The 17,694-nt window shown below is 72.6% G+C and carries 15 protein-coding genes; 2 read left to right on the forward strand and 13 right to left on the reverse strand.

Annotated features, from left to right (window positions below; genetic code table 11):
* The 4 genes from BLR04_RS07800 to BLR04_RS07815 form a co-directional block, all read right to left on the reverse strand.
* Positions 1-1,008, reverse strand: a complete 1,008-nt coding sequence (locus tag BLR04_RS07800) for a 1-aminocyclopropane-1-carboxylate deaminase (RefSeq protein WP_090761177.1) — start codon at positions 1,006-1,008, stop codon at positions 1-3.
* 73 nt (positions 1,009-1,081) lie between these two features.
* Positions 1,082-1,768, reverse strand: coding sequence for a GntR family transcriptional regulator (locus BLR04_RS07805; protein ID WP_090761179.1), 687 nt, complete (start codon positions 1,766-1,768; stop codon positions 1,082-1,084).
* Between the two features lie 415 nt (positions 1,769-2,183).
* Positions 2,184-4,220: a SpoIIE family protein phosphatase gene (locus BLR04_RS07810; RefSeq protein ID WP_245740095.1), complete on the reverse strand. Its 2,037-nt coding sequence runs from the start codon at positions 4,218-4,220 to the stop codon at positions 2,184-2,186.
* Between the two features lie 134 nt (positions 4,221-4,354).
* On the reverse strand, positions 4,355-5,422 hold the full coding sequence (locus tag BLR04_RS07815) for a saccharopine dehydrogenase NADP-binding domain-containing protein (protein ID WP_090761181.1): 1,068 nt from the start codon (positions 5,420-5,422) through the stop codon (positions 4,355-4,357).
* A gap of 124 nt (positions 5,423-5,546) precedes the next feature.
* Between BLR04_RS07815 and BLR04_RS07820 the strand changes: the two genes are divergently transcribed.
* Complete coding sequence (locus BLR04_RS07820; protein WP_090761183.1) at positions 5,547-6,113, forward strand: TetR/AcrR family transcriptional regulator; 567 nt, start codon at positions 5,547-5,549, stop codon at positions 6,111-6,113.
* A 135-nt stretch (positions 6,114-6,248) separates the two neighbouring features.
* Here BLR04_RS07820 and BLR04_RS07825 read toward each other — a convergent pair whose 3' ends face one another.
* The 7 genes from BLR04_RS07825 to BLR04_RS07855 form a co-directional block, all read right to left on the reverse strand.
* Positions 6,249-8,165, reverse strand: a complete 1,917-nt coding sequence (locus BLR04_RS07825) for a serine/threonine-protein kinase (RefSeq protein WP_176902992.1) — start codon at positions 8,163-8,165, stop codon at positions 6,249-6,251.
* A 112-nt stretch (positions 8,166-8,277) separates the two neighbouring features.
* The gene (locus tag BLR04_RS40490; protein WP_176902993.1) at positions 8,278-9,459 is read right to left on the reverse strand and encodes a cytochrome P450; all 1,182 of its coding nucleotides are present in this window, start codon (positions 9,457-9,459) and stop codon (positions 8,278-8,280) included.
* A 277-nt stretch (positions 9,460-9,736) separates the two neighbouring features.
* A complete protein-coding gene (locus tag BLR04_RS07835) occupies positions 9,737-10,525 on the reverse strand; it encodes an IclR family transcriptional regulator (RefSeq protein WP_090761190.1) in 789 nt (262 codons plus the stop codon).
* Positions 10,526-10,592: 67 nt separating this feature from the next.
* Positions 10,593-11,366: an XdhC family protein gene (locus tag BLR04_RS07840; RefSeq protein ID WP_218128759.1), complete on the reverse strand. Its 774-nt coding sequence runs from the start codon at positions 11,364-11,366 to the stop codon at positions 10,593-10,595.
* Positions 11,363-13,711 (reverse strand): aerobic carbon-monoxide dehydrogenase large subunit, encoded by a 2,349-nt coding sequence (locus tag BLR04_RS07845; protein ID WP_218128760.1) that lies wholly within the window; start codon positions 13,709-13,711, stop codon positions 11,363-11,365. The genes BLR04_RS07840 and BLR04_RS07845 overlap by 4 nt, the downstream gene beginning before the upstream one ends.
* The gene (locus tag BLR04_RS07850; protein ID WP_090761192.1) at positions 13,708-14,235 is read right to left on the reverse strand and encodes a (2Fe-2S)-binding protein; all 528 of its coding nucleotides are present in this window, start codon (positions 14,233-14,235) and stop codon (positions 13,708-13,710) included. Before BLR04_RS07850 ends, BLR04_RS07845 begins: the two co-directional genes overlap by 4 nt.
* Before the next feature lies 1 nt (position 14,236).
* Complete coding sequence (locus BLR04_RS07855; RefSeq protein WP_090761194.1) at positions 14,237-15,100, reverse strand: FAD binding domain-containing protein; 864 nt, start codon at positions 15,098-15,100, stop codon at positions 14,237-14,239.
* 100 nt (positions 15,101-15,200) lie between these two features.
* Here BLR04_RS07855 and BLR04_RS07860 point away from each other — a divergent pair, with 100 nt between their 5' ends.
* Positions 15,201-16,094, forward strand: a complete 894-nt coding sequence (locus BLR04_RS07860) for a LysR family transcriptional regulator (protein ID WP_245740096.1) — start codon at positions 15,201-15,203, stop codon at positions 16,092-16,094.
* A 290-nt stretch (positions 16,095-16,384) separates the two neighbouring features.
* Here the strand turns inward: BLR04_RS07860 and BLR04_RS07865 are convergent, their stop codons facing one another.
* Positions 16,385-16,903 carry a GNAT family N-acetyltransferase gene (locus BLR04_RS07865; RefSeq protein ID WP_090761197.1) on the reverse strand — a complete coding sequence of 173 codons (519 nt, stop codon included), beginning with the start codon at positions 16,901-16,903 and terminating at the stop codon, positions 16,385-16,387.
* Positions 16,904-17,065: 162 nt separating this feature from the next.
* Positions 17,066-17,677: a bifunctional 4-hydroxy-2-oxoglutarate aldolase/2-dehydro-3-deoxy-phosphogluconate aldolase gene (gene eda / locus BLR04_RS07870; protein ID WP_090761199.1), complete on the reverse strand. Its 612-nt coding sequence runs from the start codon at positions 17,675-17,677 to the stop codon at positions 17,066-17,068.
* Positions 17,678-17,694 lie beyond the last annotated feature (17 nt).

Below are 17,694 nucleotides of genomic sequence, written 5' to 3' on the forward strand. Positions count from 1 at the left end.
CTAGCGGAAGACGCCGCTGTAGGCGTTGAGCGCGGGCTGGCCGCCGAGGTGGACGTACAGGACGTTCGCGTCCGCCGGGATGTCGCCGCGCCGGACGAGGTCGATGAGCCCGGCCATCGACTTCCCCTCGTAGACGGGGTCGAGGATCACGCCTTCGAGCCGTCCGGTGAGCCGGATGGCGTCGAGCGTCGACCGCACGGGGACGCCGTACGCGTCGCCCGCCCAGCCCTCCAGCACCGTGATCTCGTCGTCGCCGAGGTCACGGCCGAGACCGATGAGCTCGGCCGTGGCCCGCGCGATCTTCTCCACCTGCGCCCGGGTCTCGGCGAGCCTGGCGGAGGCGTCGATGCCCAGCACCCGGCGCGGCCGGTCCTGGCCCGCGAAGCCGGCGATCATGCCCGCCTGGGTGCTTCCCGTGACGCTGCACACCACGACGGTGTCGAAGAAGACGCCGAGCTCCTGTTCCTGCCGTTGCACCTCGTAGGCCCAGCTGGCGAAGCCGAGCCCGCCCAGGCGGTGGTCGGACGCCCCGGCCGGGATCGCGTACGGACGGCCGCCCGCCGCGGCGATGTCCTCCAGGGCCGCCTGCCAGCTCTCCTTGAAGCCGATGCCGAACCCGGCCTCCACCAGGCGGACGTCGGCCCCCATGAGCCGTGACAGCAGGATGTTGCCGACCTTGTCGTTGACCGCGTCGGGCCAGTCGACCCAGCTCTCCTGGACGAGGACGGCCTTCAGCCCGAGCCTGGCGGCGACCGCGGCCACCTGCCGGGTGTGGTTGGACTGGACGCCGCCGATGGTGACCAGGGTGTCCGCGCCCTGGGCGAGCGCGTCGGGGATCAGGTACTCCAGCTTGCGGGTCTTGTTCCCGCCGAACGCCAGCCCGCTGTTGCAGTCCTCCCGCTTGGCCCAGACGCGGGCCCCGCCGAGGTGGTCGCTGAGCCGGTCGAGCGGGTGGACGGGACTCGGACCGAACAGCAGGGGATAGCGCTCGAAGTCGTCGATGGACATGCGCGGCCTCCATGGGGGAGCGGAGTGTCGTCAGTGCTCGGAGTCGGGGCTTCGGGAGACGGTTGTCAGGGACTCACTGCTCGGGTGGGGAGTTCTCGTCGCCGAGCATCGTGTCGAGGAGCGGCGCGAGGGTCATCCAGTTGGCGCGGACGGCGAGCGCCGCGCCCTCCACCTCGCCCGCCTCGCACAGCGCGATGATCCGCTCGTGCTGGGCGAGCGACCCGCGTCCGCTCAGCGAGGAGAACCGGATCCGCTCCACCCGCCGCAGCACCGGCGTGAACTGGTCGAGGACGGTACGGATCGCCGGGTTGGCGGAGGCGGTCACCGGCACGGCGTGGAAGGCGTCGTCGGCGGCGAGCGCCGCGTCGACGTCGTCGCGGCGCAGGGCGTCGGCGAAGCGCGCGTTGGCCTCGCGCATGGCGTCGAGTTCGGTTTCGGACAGGTACGGCAGCGCCTCCCGCACGGCGAGCTCGTGCATGGCGGCGGTCACCGACTGCGCGGCGCGCACGGCACGCACGTCCACCTCGCTGACGATGGTGTAACGCCCCGGTTTGGTACGCACCAGCCCGGCCTGCTCCAGCCGGGTCAGCGCCTCCCGTACGGGAGTCCGGCTCACGCCCAGCCAGGCGGCGAGATCGCCGTCGTTGAGCCGCTCACCGGGGGCGAGCGTGCCGTCCACGATGGCGTCCCTGATCGCGCGGTACGCGTCATCCCGGAGCAACGACCGGGCGACGACCCCTCGGTTCTGCGGTACCGGCATGCAATATATTGCACATCGCACCTCAGGACGCGTCAAGACGTGCTCGCCTTGGAGTCGGGCGCGTGGATGGTGCCGCCGACGACGCATGCGGTGGAGCGACAACGTGGTGATGGCCTTTTCCGACATTTCCTGCCGCTTTGGCCCTATAGGGGAAGTGCTGTCAACAGGGCCTTTACCGCTGTGAGGCATGGGTGGCATCGGGGTGTGTGTCGCCGCAGATCCGCCCGCCCCATAGAATGGTAAAGGGCGATAAGTTAGCAGAAAAAACAAAGCCAAGCTAGTAATGTCTGTTGTCGTGATAAAAGCCGACTTTTGCCTTTTCATGGTGGCGAAGTGTCGCCACGGGCAGCACCGGAAGAAATGACGACGTTGTCATCGGGACGATACACAGGCCATCCGGTCCGCCGGTCGAAGGTCAGGCGCCGGGGACCCGGACCGCGATCATGGCGATGTCGTCCGAGCACGCCGCGGTCAGGCCGGTGAGCAGGCCGTCGCAGAAGTCGTCGAGCGGGGCGCGGGCGAGGGCCGCGGCCTTGCGGCGCAGCCGTTCCAGTCCCGAGTCGAGGTGCTCGCCCGGCACCTCGATCAGGCCGTCGGTGTAGAGAAGCAGCGTGCTCCGCAGCGGCAGCGCGGCGACGGCGCTGGTGCGCGGCAGGTCGGAACCCACCCCGAGCAGCGGGTTGACCGCGCCCGCGAGATAGCGGGCCTCGCCGTCGCAGGTCACCAGCAGGGGCGGCGGGTGCCCGGCCACCGAGTAGCTGAGTCGCCAGCCGCCGTCGTCGCAGACGCTCAGGCGCGCCAGGACGCAGGTCGCCACGCACTCGGGGCAGAGGGACTCGGTGGCGACGTTCAACCGGCGCAGGATCTCGCCGGGAGACTGCTCACAGTCCATCGACAGGCCTCTGAGCATGTTGCGCAACTGGCTCATCGCGACGGCCGCCTTCAGGTCGTGCCCGGCCACGTCGCCGATGGTCAGGAGCAGGGAGCCGCACGGCGGCACGAACGAGTCGTACCAGTCGCCGCCGATCTCCGCCGAGGTGGCACACGGCTGGTAGCGGGCGGTGATCTCCAGCCCCGCGACCTTCGGCGGCTGCGGGAGCAGGCAGTGCTGCAGCGCGAGGGCGACCCGCTGGGTGTGCTGGAACCGCATCGCGTTGCGGAGATGGGCGTGCGCGTGGTTCAGCATCTGCTGCAGCAGGGTCACGTCAGCCGCGCCGAGCGGTTCGCGGTCCTCGCACACCACGGCGGCGACCACCGCCGCCACGGCGCCGTCCACGACCACCGGCACCAGGCTCAGACTGTTGACCTCGGCGGCGATGATCCACTCCCTGACGTGGCGCGCGACACCCGGCGGCGGCTCGCCCCTGCGGAAGTTCCAGCGGACCGGCCGGCGACTGGTGACTGCCTCGACGAAATGGCTGTCGGGGCCGAACGTCACCGGGCCCGTCGGGGGAGGGTTGCCCCGCGTCCGCGCGATGGAGACCAGGAGCTCGCTGGTCAGCGGCACTGACTCCTCCTGCGTGTCCGGCAGCACGTAGATGCAGCAGGCGTCCGCCAGGGTGGACACGATCACGTCGGCGAGCGCGTGCAGCACGTCCTCCAGGCCGGCGAGGTCCTCGGTCGCCGCGGCCGCCTGGTCGAGCAGCTTCCTGCGGCGTTCCTCCTGCCACTCCTCCTCGACGTCGGCGATGGTTCCGATCCATTCGACCACCTGGCCGTCGCGGACGATGGGCACGCCGCGTTCGCGGACGTGCCGGTAGGAGCCGTCCCTCATCCTCACCCGGAAGCTCTGGTTCCAGCAGCTCAGCCGCTGGTCCACCGCCGTGAGCCAGGTCCTCCTGGTCCGTTCCCGGTCATCGGGGTGGACGGCGCTCAGCCAGCCGTCCCCGCAGTACTCCTCCCACCGCATGCCGGTGTAGCGCTCCCATCCGGGGCACGGCTCCTTCGGCCTGCCTTGCAGATCACACACCCAGATCGCCTGCTTCTGCAGGCCGGTCAGGCTCTCGAAGCGCTGCAGGGTGGTGCGCCGCTCCTCCCTGACGGACTCGATCGCCCGCGCGAGGTCGACCCGTTCCGTGACGTCCACGGTTCTGATCAACAGGCCCGGCTCGCCGCCTCTGAGCGAGATCTTCGATATCCCGATCGAGGCGAAGGGCTCGATGTCAGCCGCGTCCGGTTCCCCGCAGGCGAAGGCGAAGTTCTCCAGGTCGATCGGCTCGCCGGTCTCCAGCACCCGGTCGAGCCGGGTGAAGAAGCTCTGCGTGCGAAGGTCACCGAACGCCTCCCGGACCGGAACGCCCAGCTCCCGCTCGCCGGCGATGTTCCTGTACGCGTTATTCATATAGATCAGCCGATGGGTGGAGCCGCTCGTCACGGCCACGCCCACCGGATCGAAATCAAAGACGTGCAGGGCTATGCCATCCAACAACTGGGCGTCGACGTACTCCATCATCCTTTTCCTTTTGCGCTTCGTCCCGTTAGTACAAATGCCGCGCAAATGAGATGGAAGACATCAACCGCTTTTTTGGTGGGGACGTTGCGCAGGATCTCCGTACATAGATGGGCGTATCGTCGCTGTCAAGTGCCTCAGTGCAATATGAAGGTGCCGCCTGCGGTCGTCGCCAGGTCGGCTCCGAAGGCGGCTGCCGGCGTCCAGGCCCCGGGCCTGCCGGCGCCACGGGACAGCATTTCGGTGACGGTGGCGGTGACGTCGGCCGTGAAGTCCATGCCGTCGCCGGCGCGGAGCCATCCCTCGTGCCGGGTGCCGTCCGGCCACTCGACGACGGCGTGCCCCCAGGAGTGCTCGCGGGGGCGGGGGGTGGCCTTGGTTCGCACCCGGCCGAGCCGGTCGATGACGAGGCGGCGCACCGCAGGGAAGGACAGCAGGCGGCCGAGCGCCGGGAGCAGCGCACGTACCAGGGGAGCGGCCGGCACGAGAGCGGACGTGGCGGTGACGAACGGTGCCCCGCTCGCCGCGTGCGCCGCGACGAGGTCGCCGGACGCGACACCCGCCGACGTCGCCGACTCCCCGTCGGGAAAGGTGAGGCGCTGCGGGTCCGCGCCGAGGGGCGCCGTCACGAGCCGCCCGTTCTCGTACCGTCGTCCACCGGAGGTGAGCACGTCCACGATGCTCGCCGCCAGGGCGGCGCCGAGCGTGCCGGCCTCGACGGACACCGAGGCCGCGGCGTCGGTTCGCACCCGGTGCGGCGTGGGCCGGCCCGCGCGGAGCTTCGCCACCACCGCCTCCGTCGCCAGCACGCCGAATCCGGCGCCGGTGACCAGGGTGCTGCCCGCGCGCGTCGCCTCGTCGTGCAGGGCGAGCAGCCCGTTCACGGCGACCACGTCGTTGGCCTGGTCGACGTAGTGGCCGCCGGGCATGCAGGCGCGGGCGATCACCGGTGCGGTGGCGGCGAAGGCGCCCATGGTGTTCACCACCACCCGCGGCCGCGCCCGGACGATCTCGTCGGCGATCCGCTCGGCCGAGTCCGCGACGACGACCTTCGCGTCTGCAGGAAGGCCGGCCGCGAGCAGCCGCTCCCGGCTGCGGCCGACCGGCACGACCGTCAGTCCCCGCGCCGCCAGTCGCCTGGCCACGCCCCGGCCCACCCGCCCGGTCGCCCCGACGATCCATACCTCGTCGTTCGTCCTGCTCATGCGAACGTCACCTCGCCTGGTCCTGGCCGCACCGGGGACGGGCGCCCCAGTGATGACACAGTGTGTCGTGACTGCAGGCTAGCACTGACGACACAGTGAGACATCACCTGTTACAGTCGACCCCATGGCGAGGTGGGATCCGGGTGCCGAGCAGCGCCTGAAGCGGGCGGCCGTCGAGCTGTACCTGGAGCGCGGGTACGACAACGTGACGGTGTCCGACATCGCCGAACGGGCCGGGCTCACGCGGCGCTCCTACTTCCGCTACTTCCCGGACAAGCGAGAGGTCCTGTTCGCCGGCTCGGAGCGCATGCCCCCGGCGCTGGCGAAGGCGGTCTTGGCGGCGGACCCGGCCTTGACCCCGCTCGCCGCCGCTCTCGACGCGCTGGCGCGGGTCGGCACGCAGCTCGTCGAGCAGGTGGCCGACATCGCGGAGCGTCAGGCGGTGATCGACGCCAGCCCTGAGCTGCAGGAGCGCGAACGGACCAAGGCGGCCGCGATCACCGCGGCGATCCGCGACGGCCTGAAGCAACGCCAGGTGACCGCCGACACGGCCGAACTGGTCGCGCAGCTCGCCACGGTGGCCTTCCAGAACGCCTTCCGGCACTGGATCGCGACCGCGGGGCAGGCGGATTTCCGCAGGTGCCTGCACATGGTGACCGACGACCTGCGAGCCGCCCTCGCGGGCACGTGAGCATTCCCCGGTGCCATGACCGTCGGGGAAGGCGCGGTGGCTTTCCTGGACGGCCTGACGGCGAGACCTGACGAGCAGGCTTGATGGCGAGGGCTGACGGCGAGGCTCGATGGCGCGGGGTCGCCGTCAGCCGGGTCAGGTCTGGTCGCCCAGGTTGAGGCGGGCGCCGGCGCTCAGGCCCGAGTCGTGCACCTCGAGGCCGATCGGCGCCTGGTTCTTCGGCAGCTCGAACACGAGCGCGCCCGTGAACGACGCGCCCGGCTCGATGCGGATGGGTGTGATCTCCTTGCCGCCCCCGTCGAGCAGCTTGATTCCGCCGTGGCCCTGCTCGTCCTCGTCGATGAGCTTCTGCTGGCCCGGGTAGAGCACGCGGGCCTCCTTGCCGACGTTGCTCACCTCGACGCCGATCCGGCACGTACGCGTCGCCGCCGCCCGCGCCGGTTTGGGGCACTTCTTGCCGGTCACCTCGAAGCGGAGCTTGCCGTCCTCGACCGGGCCGTCCGCGCCGGCGGCGGGCGGCCGGAACAGCATGAACAGCACGGTCGCGAGCGCCACCAGCATGAGGACGGTGACCAGCACGGCGGTCAGGCAGCCCGAGGTCACACCGCCACGTGGCCGGGCGCCCGGCCACCGGCCGGTGGCCGCGTGCGGCGGCTGCCCCGGCTGGTGGGGAGGCGGCACCGGCCCGCCGTGACGCGGCGGCACCTGCCCGACCGCGGGCATGGGCCCCGTGCGCTCGGCGTGCGGCACGTGCCCGACCGCGGGCATCGGTCCGGTGCGCTCAGGGTGCGGTACGTGCCCGACGGCGGGCATCGGCCCGGTGCGGTCATGATGCGGTTGCACCGCGGGTATGGGCCCCGTGCGGTCGATGGGCGGCGGATGCGGCATCCGGGACGTGCCCTGCGTCGGGCCGATGCGTTCCGCGGGCGGCACCTGCCGGCCAGGCGTTGGCCCCGTCCGTTCGGCGGGCGGCGCCTGGCGGCCGGGTGTGGGCCCCGTGCGTTCCGCGGGCGGCGCCTGGTGCGGCGGGCGCGCGTCGGGACGGCGGGGCGGGCGCGGGCCGGGAGCCGGCACGGCCCCGGGAACCGGATGGCCGGGCCCGGCGGGGTGGCCACCGGGCCGCAACGGGCCGAACTCCGCCGCGTTCCAGGTGTTCGTCAGGTGTCTGGTCGCGGCGAGCTGCGCCGCGGGCTCGTCGGCCGCCCCCACGAGCTCCAGCAGCAGCTGCCGGGCCGCGGGCCGCCGCGCCGGGTCGGGGTGGATGGCCGCCGCGACCAGCCGGTCGAGCGGCGCCGGCAGCCCCCGCAGGTCGGGCGGCGCGGTGCGGGCCCTGGCCGCCATCACGTAGGCGTCGCCCTCACCGAACGGATGCCCGCCCAGCCCCGCGTACGCGATCAGCGACCCCCACGCGAACACGTCGCCCGCCGGGCTCGTCCGCCCCTCGAAGACCTGCTCAGGAGCGATCCAGCCGGGCGTGCCCATCACCATGCCGGCGTTGGTGTGCCGCTGGTCGACGTGGGTGGAACGGGCCAACCCGAAGTCGATCACCCGCGGCCCGGCCAGCGTCAGCATCACGTTCGCGGGCTTGAGGTCGCGGTGCACCAGCCCCGCCGCGTGGATGGCGGTCAGCGCCGCCGCCACCCCGACGGCCGCCGAGTGCAGCACCGACGGCGACAGCGCGCCGTGCTCGATCAGGTGGTCTTCCAGCGAGATGCCGTCGATGAACTCGGTGACGAGGTAGAGGACCCCGCGGTCCTCGCCGTGGTCGAGCACCCGCGCCGTGCAGAACGAGGCCACCTTGCGGGCGTTGGACACCTCTTCGTGGAAGCGCGCCCGGTAGACCGGGTCGGCGGTGAAGTCGCGCCGGATCGCCTTCAGCGCCACCCGGGAGGCGTCGGGTGCCTTGGCGAGGTAGACGACCCCCATGCCGCCGGTGCCGAGGCGGCTGATCAGCTCGTACAGGCCGATCGCCGGCGGGTCCTCCGGCTGAAGCGGAGTGCCAGAACCGCGCCCCAACGTCGCCGTCCTCTCGCCGTCGTCTTGCCGTCTCAACCCGGGCCCGTTCCTCCCGCCGGTTCGTCCCGAGAGAACCCGAACCGTTACGCCGCCGGGCATCCCGTTTGTACCCCAGACTCTAACGGAGGTCGGCAGTGTCCGTTGGACACTAGCTCCGACCCGGATGCCGCCGCGGCGGGCGCATCCGGACGCGCAGCCGCGTCACGTCGATCGTGCGCGGCAGCGGCCGGTGCGCCGACAGCAGCCGCCCGTGCGGCAGCGGACGCGCGTCCCGCAGCATGGCCTCGAGGAACGCCGTGCCCACGGCGAGCGTCAGCTGCATGCCGTCGCAGCCGTGCCCGGCCCACCACTCGTCCGCCGCCGCGCCGTTGGCCCGCCAGATCTCGGGCGCGAACCTGTCGGCGTACGGCAGGCGGGGGTTGCGGGTGTGGGCGGCGAGCGGCACCAGCACGCTGGCGCCCGCGGGCAGGACGGAGCCGTACCAGTCGGTCTCGGTGAGGGTGACCCGCGACAGCGCCGGCACCGGCGGCCACAGCCGCAACGCCTCGCGCAGGCAGGCGCGCAGGTGCACGGCATCGGCGCGGGCCGCCCTGCGCTGGGCCGGGTGCGCGGCCAGCAGCGCCAGCGTCTGCGTCAGCCCGGCCGCGATGCGGCTCAGCCCCATCAGCCAGAACGCCGCCTGCATGAGGCCGCGGGACTCCGGCTGCGGTGTCCCCGCGATGATTCCGGCCAGGCTGCCCGGCTCGGCCCGGCGCAGGTGGTCGAGGATGCGGGCGTCGTAGCGTCCGGAGAGCACCTCCCGGCGGCGCGGCGCCCGCCGCCCGAGCGCGTGCGGGCGGCTCCCGCGCATGACGCCTTCCAGCAGCCGGGTCAGCTCCTCGTCGGAGGCCGCGCCGTCGCCGTAGACGCAGCGCCTGGCCACCCGCTGCCAGGCGGCGTCCAGCCGCGCGTGGTCGAGGATGCCCCTCCTCAGCCCCGCGGCCTCCTCCTGCGCGATCCTGACGAACACCGGACGCAGCACCTCGGCCCGCAGCACGTCGGCCCGCAGCGCGAAGGGCCGCTCGTCGGCGGGCGGCGCGAAGCCGTCGTCCCGGCCGAGGAGCACCCGCGCCGCGTCGTGCCGGTCGAGCACCAGCAGCGCCCGGTCGCGCAGGCCGCGCGGACCGCCCCGCACCAGCACGGGACGGCCGCCGTGCCGGGCCTCCAGGGCGGCCAGCAGCGCGCCCGAGCGCAGCAGGTCGCGGCCACGGGTCACGTGCCCCGGGGGCAGCAGGATCCCGGCCAGCCTCAGGCTCTCCAGCAGGGAGGCCCTGGGCAGCCCCCTAGGCACGTGAGAGCCCCGCCCACGGCCGTGCCGCCCGTGGTGCCGGCAGCTTCCCCGACCCGGCCCCCGGGCGCGCGCCGGCCGGGGACGGCTCGGCGGCGGGGGGCCGGATCCTGCCGGGCACGGGCGTCTCCGGGGAGGGTGGGGCGTTCATGTCTCGATGTGATCGCCGTGGACGCCGCCCGCGCAATGCGGGGTTTCGGCCAGTGGAACGCATCCGGCCCCGAGATCGGTCGTCGTTCCGGAGACCGGAACAGGCGGACCGTTCCAGAGGCAGGAACGGTCAGGTGGCGAGCGCGGCAGAGATCGCCTGGGCGGCGCCGCGCACCGAGATGCCGAGCCGGTCCAGCGAGGCCGTGTGCGCCGGGGCCGCCACCCCCACCGCCATGCGGACCCGGCCGTCCGGCCCGAACACCGGCGCGGCCACGCACGACACGCCCTCGGTGAACTCTTCACGGGCGTACGCCACCCCGTGCCGCCTGACCTGCGACAGCTCGCGCTCCAGCGCCGCGAGGCCGGTGATCGTGCGGCGGGTGAGCCGCTCGAACGAGCCGCGCGCCGGCACCTCGCGGCGCAGCGCCGGGTCGAACGCCAGCAGTGCCTTCCCGGTCGCCGTGCAGTGCAGCGGCGCCCGGTCGAGCCCGTCGGAGCGGGAGCGGACCCGGTTGTGGCCGTACAGGCGCTCGACGTAACGGGCCTCCAGCCCGGACGGCACGGCCAGGTTCACCGTCTGCCGGGTGGTCTCGTACAGGTAGAGCAGGTACGGCAGCACGGCCGCGCGGGTGCCGGGGACGCGGGGACGGGCCAGACCTGCCATGGACGACGCCAGGTCGCCCGGTACGTACGCGTTGCCCGTCCGCCTGGCCAGCCCGCGCGAGCACAGCACGCCGAGCAGCCGGTGGGCGGTCGACTTCGGCAGCCCGGTGGCACGGCACACCTGCGCCAGCGTCACCGGGTGGTCGGACGCGCCCAGCGCGATCAGGATGTCGATCCCGCGTTCGAGGCTGCCCGGCTGGGGCGCGGGGCGCTGGTCGGGAACCGTCGGGCTCTGGGTGACCGTTTGCGTCGGCATGGATGTCCCTTTCGCTCTCCGAGGAGCGGATGGGGCTTCCCGGGGCTGCGTTTTGACATTCCCATGCCTACCCGGGTGCCGCCCGCTGATACCCGTCCCAGCGCAATCGGATGATCTCCGCGTAGACGGAAACCGCCACTTCAGCGGGGGTTCTGGCGCCTATGTCCAGTCCGGCGGGGACGTGCACCCGCTCGCCGCCCTCGACGCCGGCCAGCACCGCCGCGCCCCGTCCGCGGCTCGCGATCAGCCCGACGTACGGCACGCCCGCGGCGAGCGCCTCGCGCAGGACCGGCTCCTCCCCGACGCCGTGCGAGGCGACCAGCACGGCCGAGGTGCCCGGCGCGATCGGGTCCTCGGCCACGGAGCCTGATCCCACCTCGTAGCCGAGTGCCCGGCCGACCGTGGCGAACGCGCGCGCGATGGGGCTGTCGCCGTGCACGCGCACGAGCGTGGGCGGCAGCACCGCCTCCAGGAAGATCTCCAGCGTGCCGCCGGACAGGCACGGCTGGCCCACCGCGACCAGGCCGTCCTCCTCGTGCCGCTCCCGCGTCTCGGGGGAGATCCGCAGCAGCGTGGCCCGTCCGGTGCGCAGCAGCCGCAGGCTCTGGTCGCGGACGGTGTCGGCCGCGCAGACCCCGCCGACGAACCCCTCGATCGTCCCGTCGGGCAGCACCAGCGCCCGGTCGCCGGCCCGCGCGCTGGTCGGCCGCTGCGCCCGCACGACCGTGGCCAGCACGTACGGCTCCCGCCCCGACCGCAGCCGCGCGAGCCGGTCGTCCAGGCCGGGTGCCGGCGCCCCGCCGCGGGGACGGGACGCCGGCATGCCGAGGAACTCGCTCACGAGATCGCCAGGTCCGTGCGGAAGGGGTCGCCGTTGACGACCCGCCACACGTTCGCCGGGGTCAGCGGCATGTCCGCGTGCCGCACCCCGTACGGGGCGAGCGCGTCGACGACCGCGTTGACCACGGCGGCGGGGGAGCCGACGGTGGCCGACTCGCCGACGCCCTTGGCCCCGATCGGGTGCGCGGGCGACGGCGTCACGGTCTCGCCCAGCTCCCACGACGGGCACTCCATGGACGTCGGCAGCAGGTAGTCCATGAACGACGCGCCCAGGTGGTTGCCGTCCTCGTCGAACGCCATCACCTGCATGAGCGCCATCCCGACCCCGTCGGCCAGGCCGCCGTGGATCTGCCCCTCGACGATCATCGGGTTGATCCGCACGCCGCAGTCGTCCACCGCGACGAACCGTCGGACCCGCACCTGCCCGGTGCCGGGGTCCACGTCCACGACGCAGATGTACGCACCGAACGGATAGGTGAGGTTCGGCGGGTTGTAGACGGTGACGGCGTCCAGGTGGCCCTCCACGCCGTCCGGCAGCTCCAGGTTCGAGTGAGCGGCCAGCGCGATCTCCGCCAGCGACTTGCCGCTCGCCGGGTCGCCCACCACCGACCACGTGCCGTCGGACCACTCCAGGTCGTCGGGCGACGCCTCCAGCATGGCCGCCGCCACGATCCGCGCCCGGTCGCGGACCTTCCTCGACACGATCGCCGCCGCGGCCCCGGAGACGGGGGTGGAGCGGGAGCCGTACGTGCCGAGGCCGAACGGGGTCTGGTCGGTGTCGCCGTGCACGACCTCCACGTCGTCGGCCGGGATGCCGAGCTCGTGCCCGACGATCTGGGCGAACGTGGTCTCGTGCCCCTGCCCCTGGCTCTGGCACGACACCCGCAGCACCGCCTTGCCCGTCGGGTGCACGCGCAGCTCGGCCCCGTCGGCCATGCCGAGGCCGAGGATGTCCATGTGCTTGCGCGGGCCGGCGCCGACCGCCTCGGTGAAGAAGCTGATGCCGATGCCCATCAGCTCGCCCCTGGCCCGCCGGTCGGCCTGCTCCGCGCGGAGCTTGTCGTAGCCGGCCATGTCGAGCGCCAGGCGCAGCGCGCGCGGGTAGTCGCCGGAGTCGTACTCCCATCCGGTGGGGGAGTGGTACGGGAACTGCTCCGGCCGCAGCAGGTTGCGCAGCCGCAGCTCGGCCGGGTCCGTGCCGAGCTCGGCGGCGAGCACGTCCACCATGCGCTCCACCAGGTAGACGGCCTCGGTGACGCGGAAGGAGCAGGCGTAGGCGACGCCGCCGGGCGCCTTGTTGGTGTAGACGCCGGTGACCTCGCAGTGCGCGGCCTCGACGTCGTAGGAGCCGGAGAAGACGTGGAAGAAGCCGGCGGGGAACTTGGTCGGCTGCGCGGTGCCGTTGAACGCGCCGTGGTCGGCCAGCACCTTGACGCGGATCGCCTGGATCTTCCCGTCACGGGTCGCGGCGATCTCGCCGCGCATGTGGTAGTCGCGGGCGAAGGAGGTGCTCATGAGGTTCTCTGAGCGGTCCTCCATCCACTTGACCGGCCTGCCCGTGACGATCGAGCCGACGATCGCGCACACGTACCCGGGGTAGATGCCGACCTTGCCGCCGAAGCCGCCGCCGATGTCGGGGGAGATCACCCGGATCTTGTGCTCCGGCAGCCCGGCCACCATCGCGTACAGCGTCCTGTGGGCGTGCGGCGCCTGCGTGGGGCACCACACGGTGAGCTTGCCGGTGACCTTGTCGAAGTCGGCGACCGCGCCGCACGTCTCAAGCGGCGCCGGGTGCACGCGCGGGTAGAGCATGTCCTGCGCGACCTTCACCTCCGCCCGCTCGAAGATCGCGTCGGTACGGGCCCGGTCGCCGGCCTCCCAGTCGAAGAGGTGGTTGTCGGTACGCCCCTCCAGGTCGTCCCTGATGACCGGGGCGTCCTGGTCGAGGGCCGTCCTGGCGTCCACGACGGCGTCGAGGGGCTCGTACTCGACGTCGATCAGCTCCAGCGCGTCGCGCGCCGAGTAGGCGTCCTCGGCCACCACGAACGCGACCTCCTGGCCCTGGAAGCGCACCTTGTCGGTGGCCAGCACCGCCTGGATGTCCTGCGACAGGGTCGGCATCCAGGCCAGGCCGAGGCCTGCGAGGGTCTGGCCGGTGATGACCGCCCGGACCTTCGGGTGCGCCTCGGCGGCCGAGGCGTCGACCGAGACGATCCTCGCGTGCGCGTGCGGGCTGCGCAGGATCGCGCCGTACAGCATGCCGGGCAGCCGGACGTCGTCGGTGTAGGTGCCGCGCCCTCTGATGAAGCGGGCGTCCTCCTTGCGGTGCATGCGTCCGTAGCTCACTGTCGCGCCTCCGCGTCCGTCGGTGCGTGTGCCTGTGCCTGTGACTGTGGCTGTGGCTGTGCCTGCGCCTGCGCCTCCGCCGCCCAGCGGATCGAGCGGACGATGTTCTCGTAGCCGGTGCACCGGCACAGCTGGCCCGAGATGGCCTCGCGGATCGTGCCCTCGTCGGGGTCGGGGTCGCGCTCCAGCAGCCAGCGCGCGGTGAGCAGCATCCCCGGCGTGCAGAAGCCGCACTGCAGGCCGTGGCACTCCACGAACCCCTTCTGCACGACGTCCAGCTCGCCGTCGCGTTCGAGGCCCTCCACGGTGGTGACCTCGTGCCCGTCGGCCATGACGGCCAGCACCGTGCACGACTTGACCGGCACGCCGTCCAGCCGCACCGTGCACACCCCGCAGTTGGAGGTGTCGCACCCCCAGTGGGTGCCGGTCAGGCCCAGCTCGTCGCGCAGGAAGTGGACGAGCAGCAGCCTCGGCTCGACGTCCCTGGTGTACGGCTGCCCGTTCACGGAGACCGTGATGCGCATGTCAGATCCTCTCCGCCGCCGCGGCCAGGGCGCGCCGGGTCAGCTCGGCGGCCAGGTGGCGCTTGTAGTCGGCCGGGCCGCGCTGGTCGGCGTGCGGCTCGCAGTGCTCGGCGGCGATCCTGCCCGCCTGCGCGAACGCCTCCTCGCCCGGCTGCCGGCCCTCGAGGTACCGCTCGGCCTCGGGGGAGCAGAAGTGCTCGGCCCCGACCGCCGTCAGGCCGATGCCGGCCTGCTCGATCACGCCGTCCACGACCCGCAGGACGGCTCCCGCCGCGGCCACCGGCCAGTCGCCGACGCGCCGCTCGACCTTCTCGTACGCGCTGCCCGTGCCCGTCCTGATCGGCACCCGGAGCTGGACGAGCAGCTCGCCGGGCTCGACCGCGGTCTCGTACGGGCCGTGGTGGAACGCGCGGATCGGCACCTTCCGTGAAGGCGCGCCTCCGGCCTGGATGACGGCCGTGGCGCGCAGCGCCGAGAAGACGGCCGACAGGTCCTCGGACGGGTCGGCCTGGCACAGCGATCCGCCGACGGTGCCCCGATTGCGGACGATCGGGTCGGCGATCACGCGTTCTGCGTCCCGAAATATCGGGAAAAGATCGGTGGCAATGGTGTGGGCGAGCAATTCCGCGTGCCGTACCAATGCGCCGATGACCAGTTCTTCGCCCTCGACGGTGATCTGCCCGAGTTCGGTCAGGCCGTTGATGTCGATCAACGCCTCGGGCTGGGCCAGGCGGAGCTTCATCATGGGGATGAGGCTGTGCCCGCCCGCCACGACGCGGGCCTCGGGGCCGTAGCGCTCCAGCAGCTGGAGCGCGTGGGGCACGCTGTCGGCTCTTTCGTAGGCGAACCTCGCGGGAACCTGCATGACAGCACAGTGCTGTCACCGATCTGCCACGGCAATCGGCGAATAAGGGATTCCTTAAGGAGAAATCCCCATCTATGAAGAATGGGTGACCCTCAGCCAGTTGGGCGCGTTCGTTTTCGTGGCGCGCCTCGGTTCCGTCAAGGCCGCGGCAAGGGCGCTCGGCGTCAGCGAGCCCGCCGTCTCGCAGTCGCTGGCCCAGCTGCGGCGGCATCTCGGCGACCCGCTGCTCACCCGATCCGGCGACCGCATGGTGCTCACGGAGGGCGGGCGGCGGCTGGTCGGCATCGCCGCGCAGATCGTCGCGCTCGGCGCGGAGGCGACCACCGCCGTCCGCGCCGGGCATCCGGCGCGCCTGCACGTCGTCATGGCCAACGACCTCGCCGAGTACGTCGCCGGGCCGCTGCTCTGCCTGTTCACCCAGCGCCGCCCGGTCGACGCCTCCAGCGGGGTGGCGCCGACGGCGGAGCTGCCGCTGCTGCTGGCGAGCCGGCTGGCCGACGTCGCCCTCGGCGCACAGGTCACGGGGGCGGGGCTGGCGAGCCGTCCGGTGCTGCGCTGCCGCCTCATCGTGGTCGGCTCCCCGCACGGCCGCCGCGACCACTGGCTGGTGGGCCCGTCGGGCACCGACCCGGCCAGCGACACCAGCCGGCTGCTGCGGCTGCTGCGCGTCCAGGAGTCACGCGTACGGGTCTTCGCCAACCAGACGGCGGCGTGGAAGGCGGCGGCCGAGGGCGCGGGGGTCGCGCCGGCCACCGCCCACCTGGTGGCCTCCCAACTGCGCAGGGGCGACCTCGTGCCGGTCGAGACCGCCGTGACCCCGCTGTCCGCCTACTGGTACGCCACCACCCTGGAGCCGCCCCACCGCCCGGCCGCCGCCGACGCGTTCCTCGACTTCCTGACGACCCCGGCCGCCACCCAGGTCATGCGCACCCCGGACGACGGCATCCCCCGCAGCCGCTTCCGCCCCCCGGTACACGTCTCGATCTGGAGCTAGCAGTCCTGTTGGGGCTGGTCGGAGGGTGTTCGGATGCGGGTGACTCCGCACTCGCGCATGAGGTGCTCACCCATCAGCCCGTTCCGATCATCGGGCCAGAGGCCATCTGCGAGGACCGACGCGGGACGGCACATCGCCCGACATGACAGATGGCCGTGGAGATGCCGGACGAACGCGCCGTTCGGGGGAGCAGCACCCGCAGTGGTGGTGGCCGATGCCGCCTACGGCGACAACGCCGACCCGCGAGCCGCTCCGGCTGCGCGTGGTCTGCGACACGTCCTGGCGGGTGGTCAGCTGAACTCACACCGATACCGCAGCTCACGGACCGCGATCCCGCCTGTCACGGCGTTCTTGACGGCGCCGTCCGGCTGCCAGCCCATCCGTTCGTAGAACCGAATCGCACGGACATTTCCCTCCAGTACCCACAGAGTGGCAGAAGAGAAGTTCGCCGCCCTGAGCGCGAGCATCGCCGCTGTCATCAACTCGCGTCCAACACCGCGCCTCCAGGCGGCGGGCAGCACGTAGAACGAGCCGATCTCCCCTACCTCTACGGCATCACGGTCGTCGTCCCGAGTGGGGCAGAGATCGGTGAAGCCGACCACATCACGGGCATCCTCCGCGACGAGCGTGCCCCGGCATGGCCATGCCGCCTGCTGGATGATCAGCTTCCGCCGCGGCACACGCTGCGATGGATGTAACCCGTCGAGAAACGGCTGCGGCAACAGCCCGTGGTATCCCTTCTGCCAGGACCGCACGTGAACCTCGGCAATACGTTGAGCATCGTCGACAACAGCCCGGCGAATCCGCATGTCGCGATCATGCCATCGTGGCGCCACGCGCCGAACCGGCGGACGGCACCATCCGATGCCGATATGACCTGGCGCTTGAGGCGCTGGTCGAGCACCTGCGCGCCCGTGGCCTGGACGCGCGGCCGATCATTGTCGACGCCGGGCCGGGCCGGTGGAGGGAGGTCAGCCCAGAGCGGCGGCCTCGGCGGCGAGCTTCTTGACGCGGTCCCAGTCGCCGGACGCCAGCGCGTCGGCCGGGGTCAGCCAGCTGCCGCCGACGCAGCCGACGTTCGGCAGCGCGAGGTAGTCGGCGGCGGTGTCGACCCGGATGCCGCCGGTCGGGCAGAAGCGCACGTCAGGCAGCGGCCCGGCCAGCGACTTGAGGTACGCCACGCCGCCCGCCGCCTCGGCCGGGAAGAACTTGAGCTCCTTGATGCCGCGCTCGACCAGCGCCATCACCTCGGACACGGTCGCCGCGCCCGGCAGGTACGGGACGCCGCTCGCGTCCATCGCCTCGACCAGCGACAGCGTCGTGCCCGGCGAGACGAGGAACCGCGCCCCGGCCGCCACGGACGCCGCGATGTCATCGTTCGTCCGGATGGTGCCCGCGCCCACGGTCGCCTCGGGCACCTCGTCGGCGATCCGGGCGATGGCCTCACGGGCGGCCGGCGTGCGCAGGGTGACCTCGATGACCGGAAGACCCCCGGCCACCAGCGCCCGGGCCAGCGGGACGGCGGTCGCGACGTCGTCGATCACCACGACGGGGATCACGGGGGCGAGATCGAGCAGGCTCATGTGTTCTTCTCCTCGTC

The sequence above is a fragment of the Nonomuraea maritima genome (assembly GCF_900100395.1).
GTDB classification, from domain to species: Bacteria; Actinomycetota; Actinomycetes; order Streptosporangiales; family Streptosporangiaceae; genus Nonomuraea; species Nonomuraea maritima.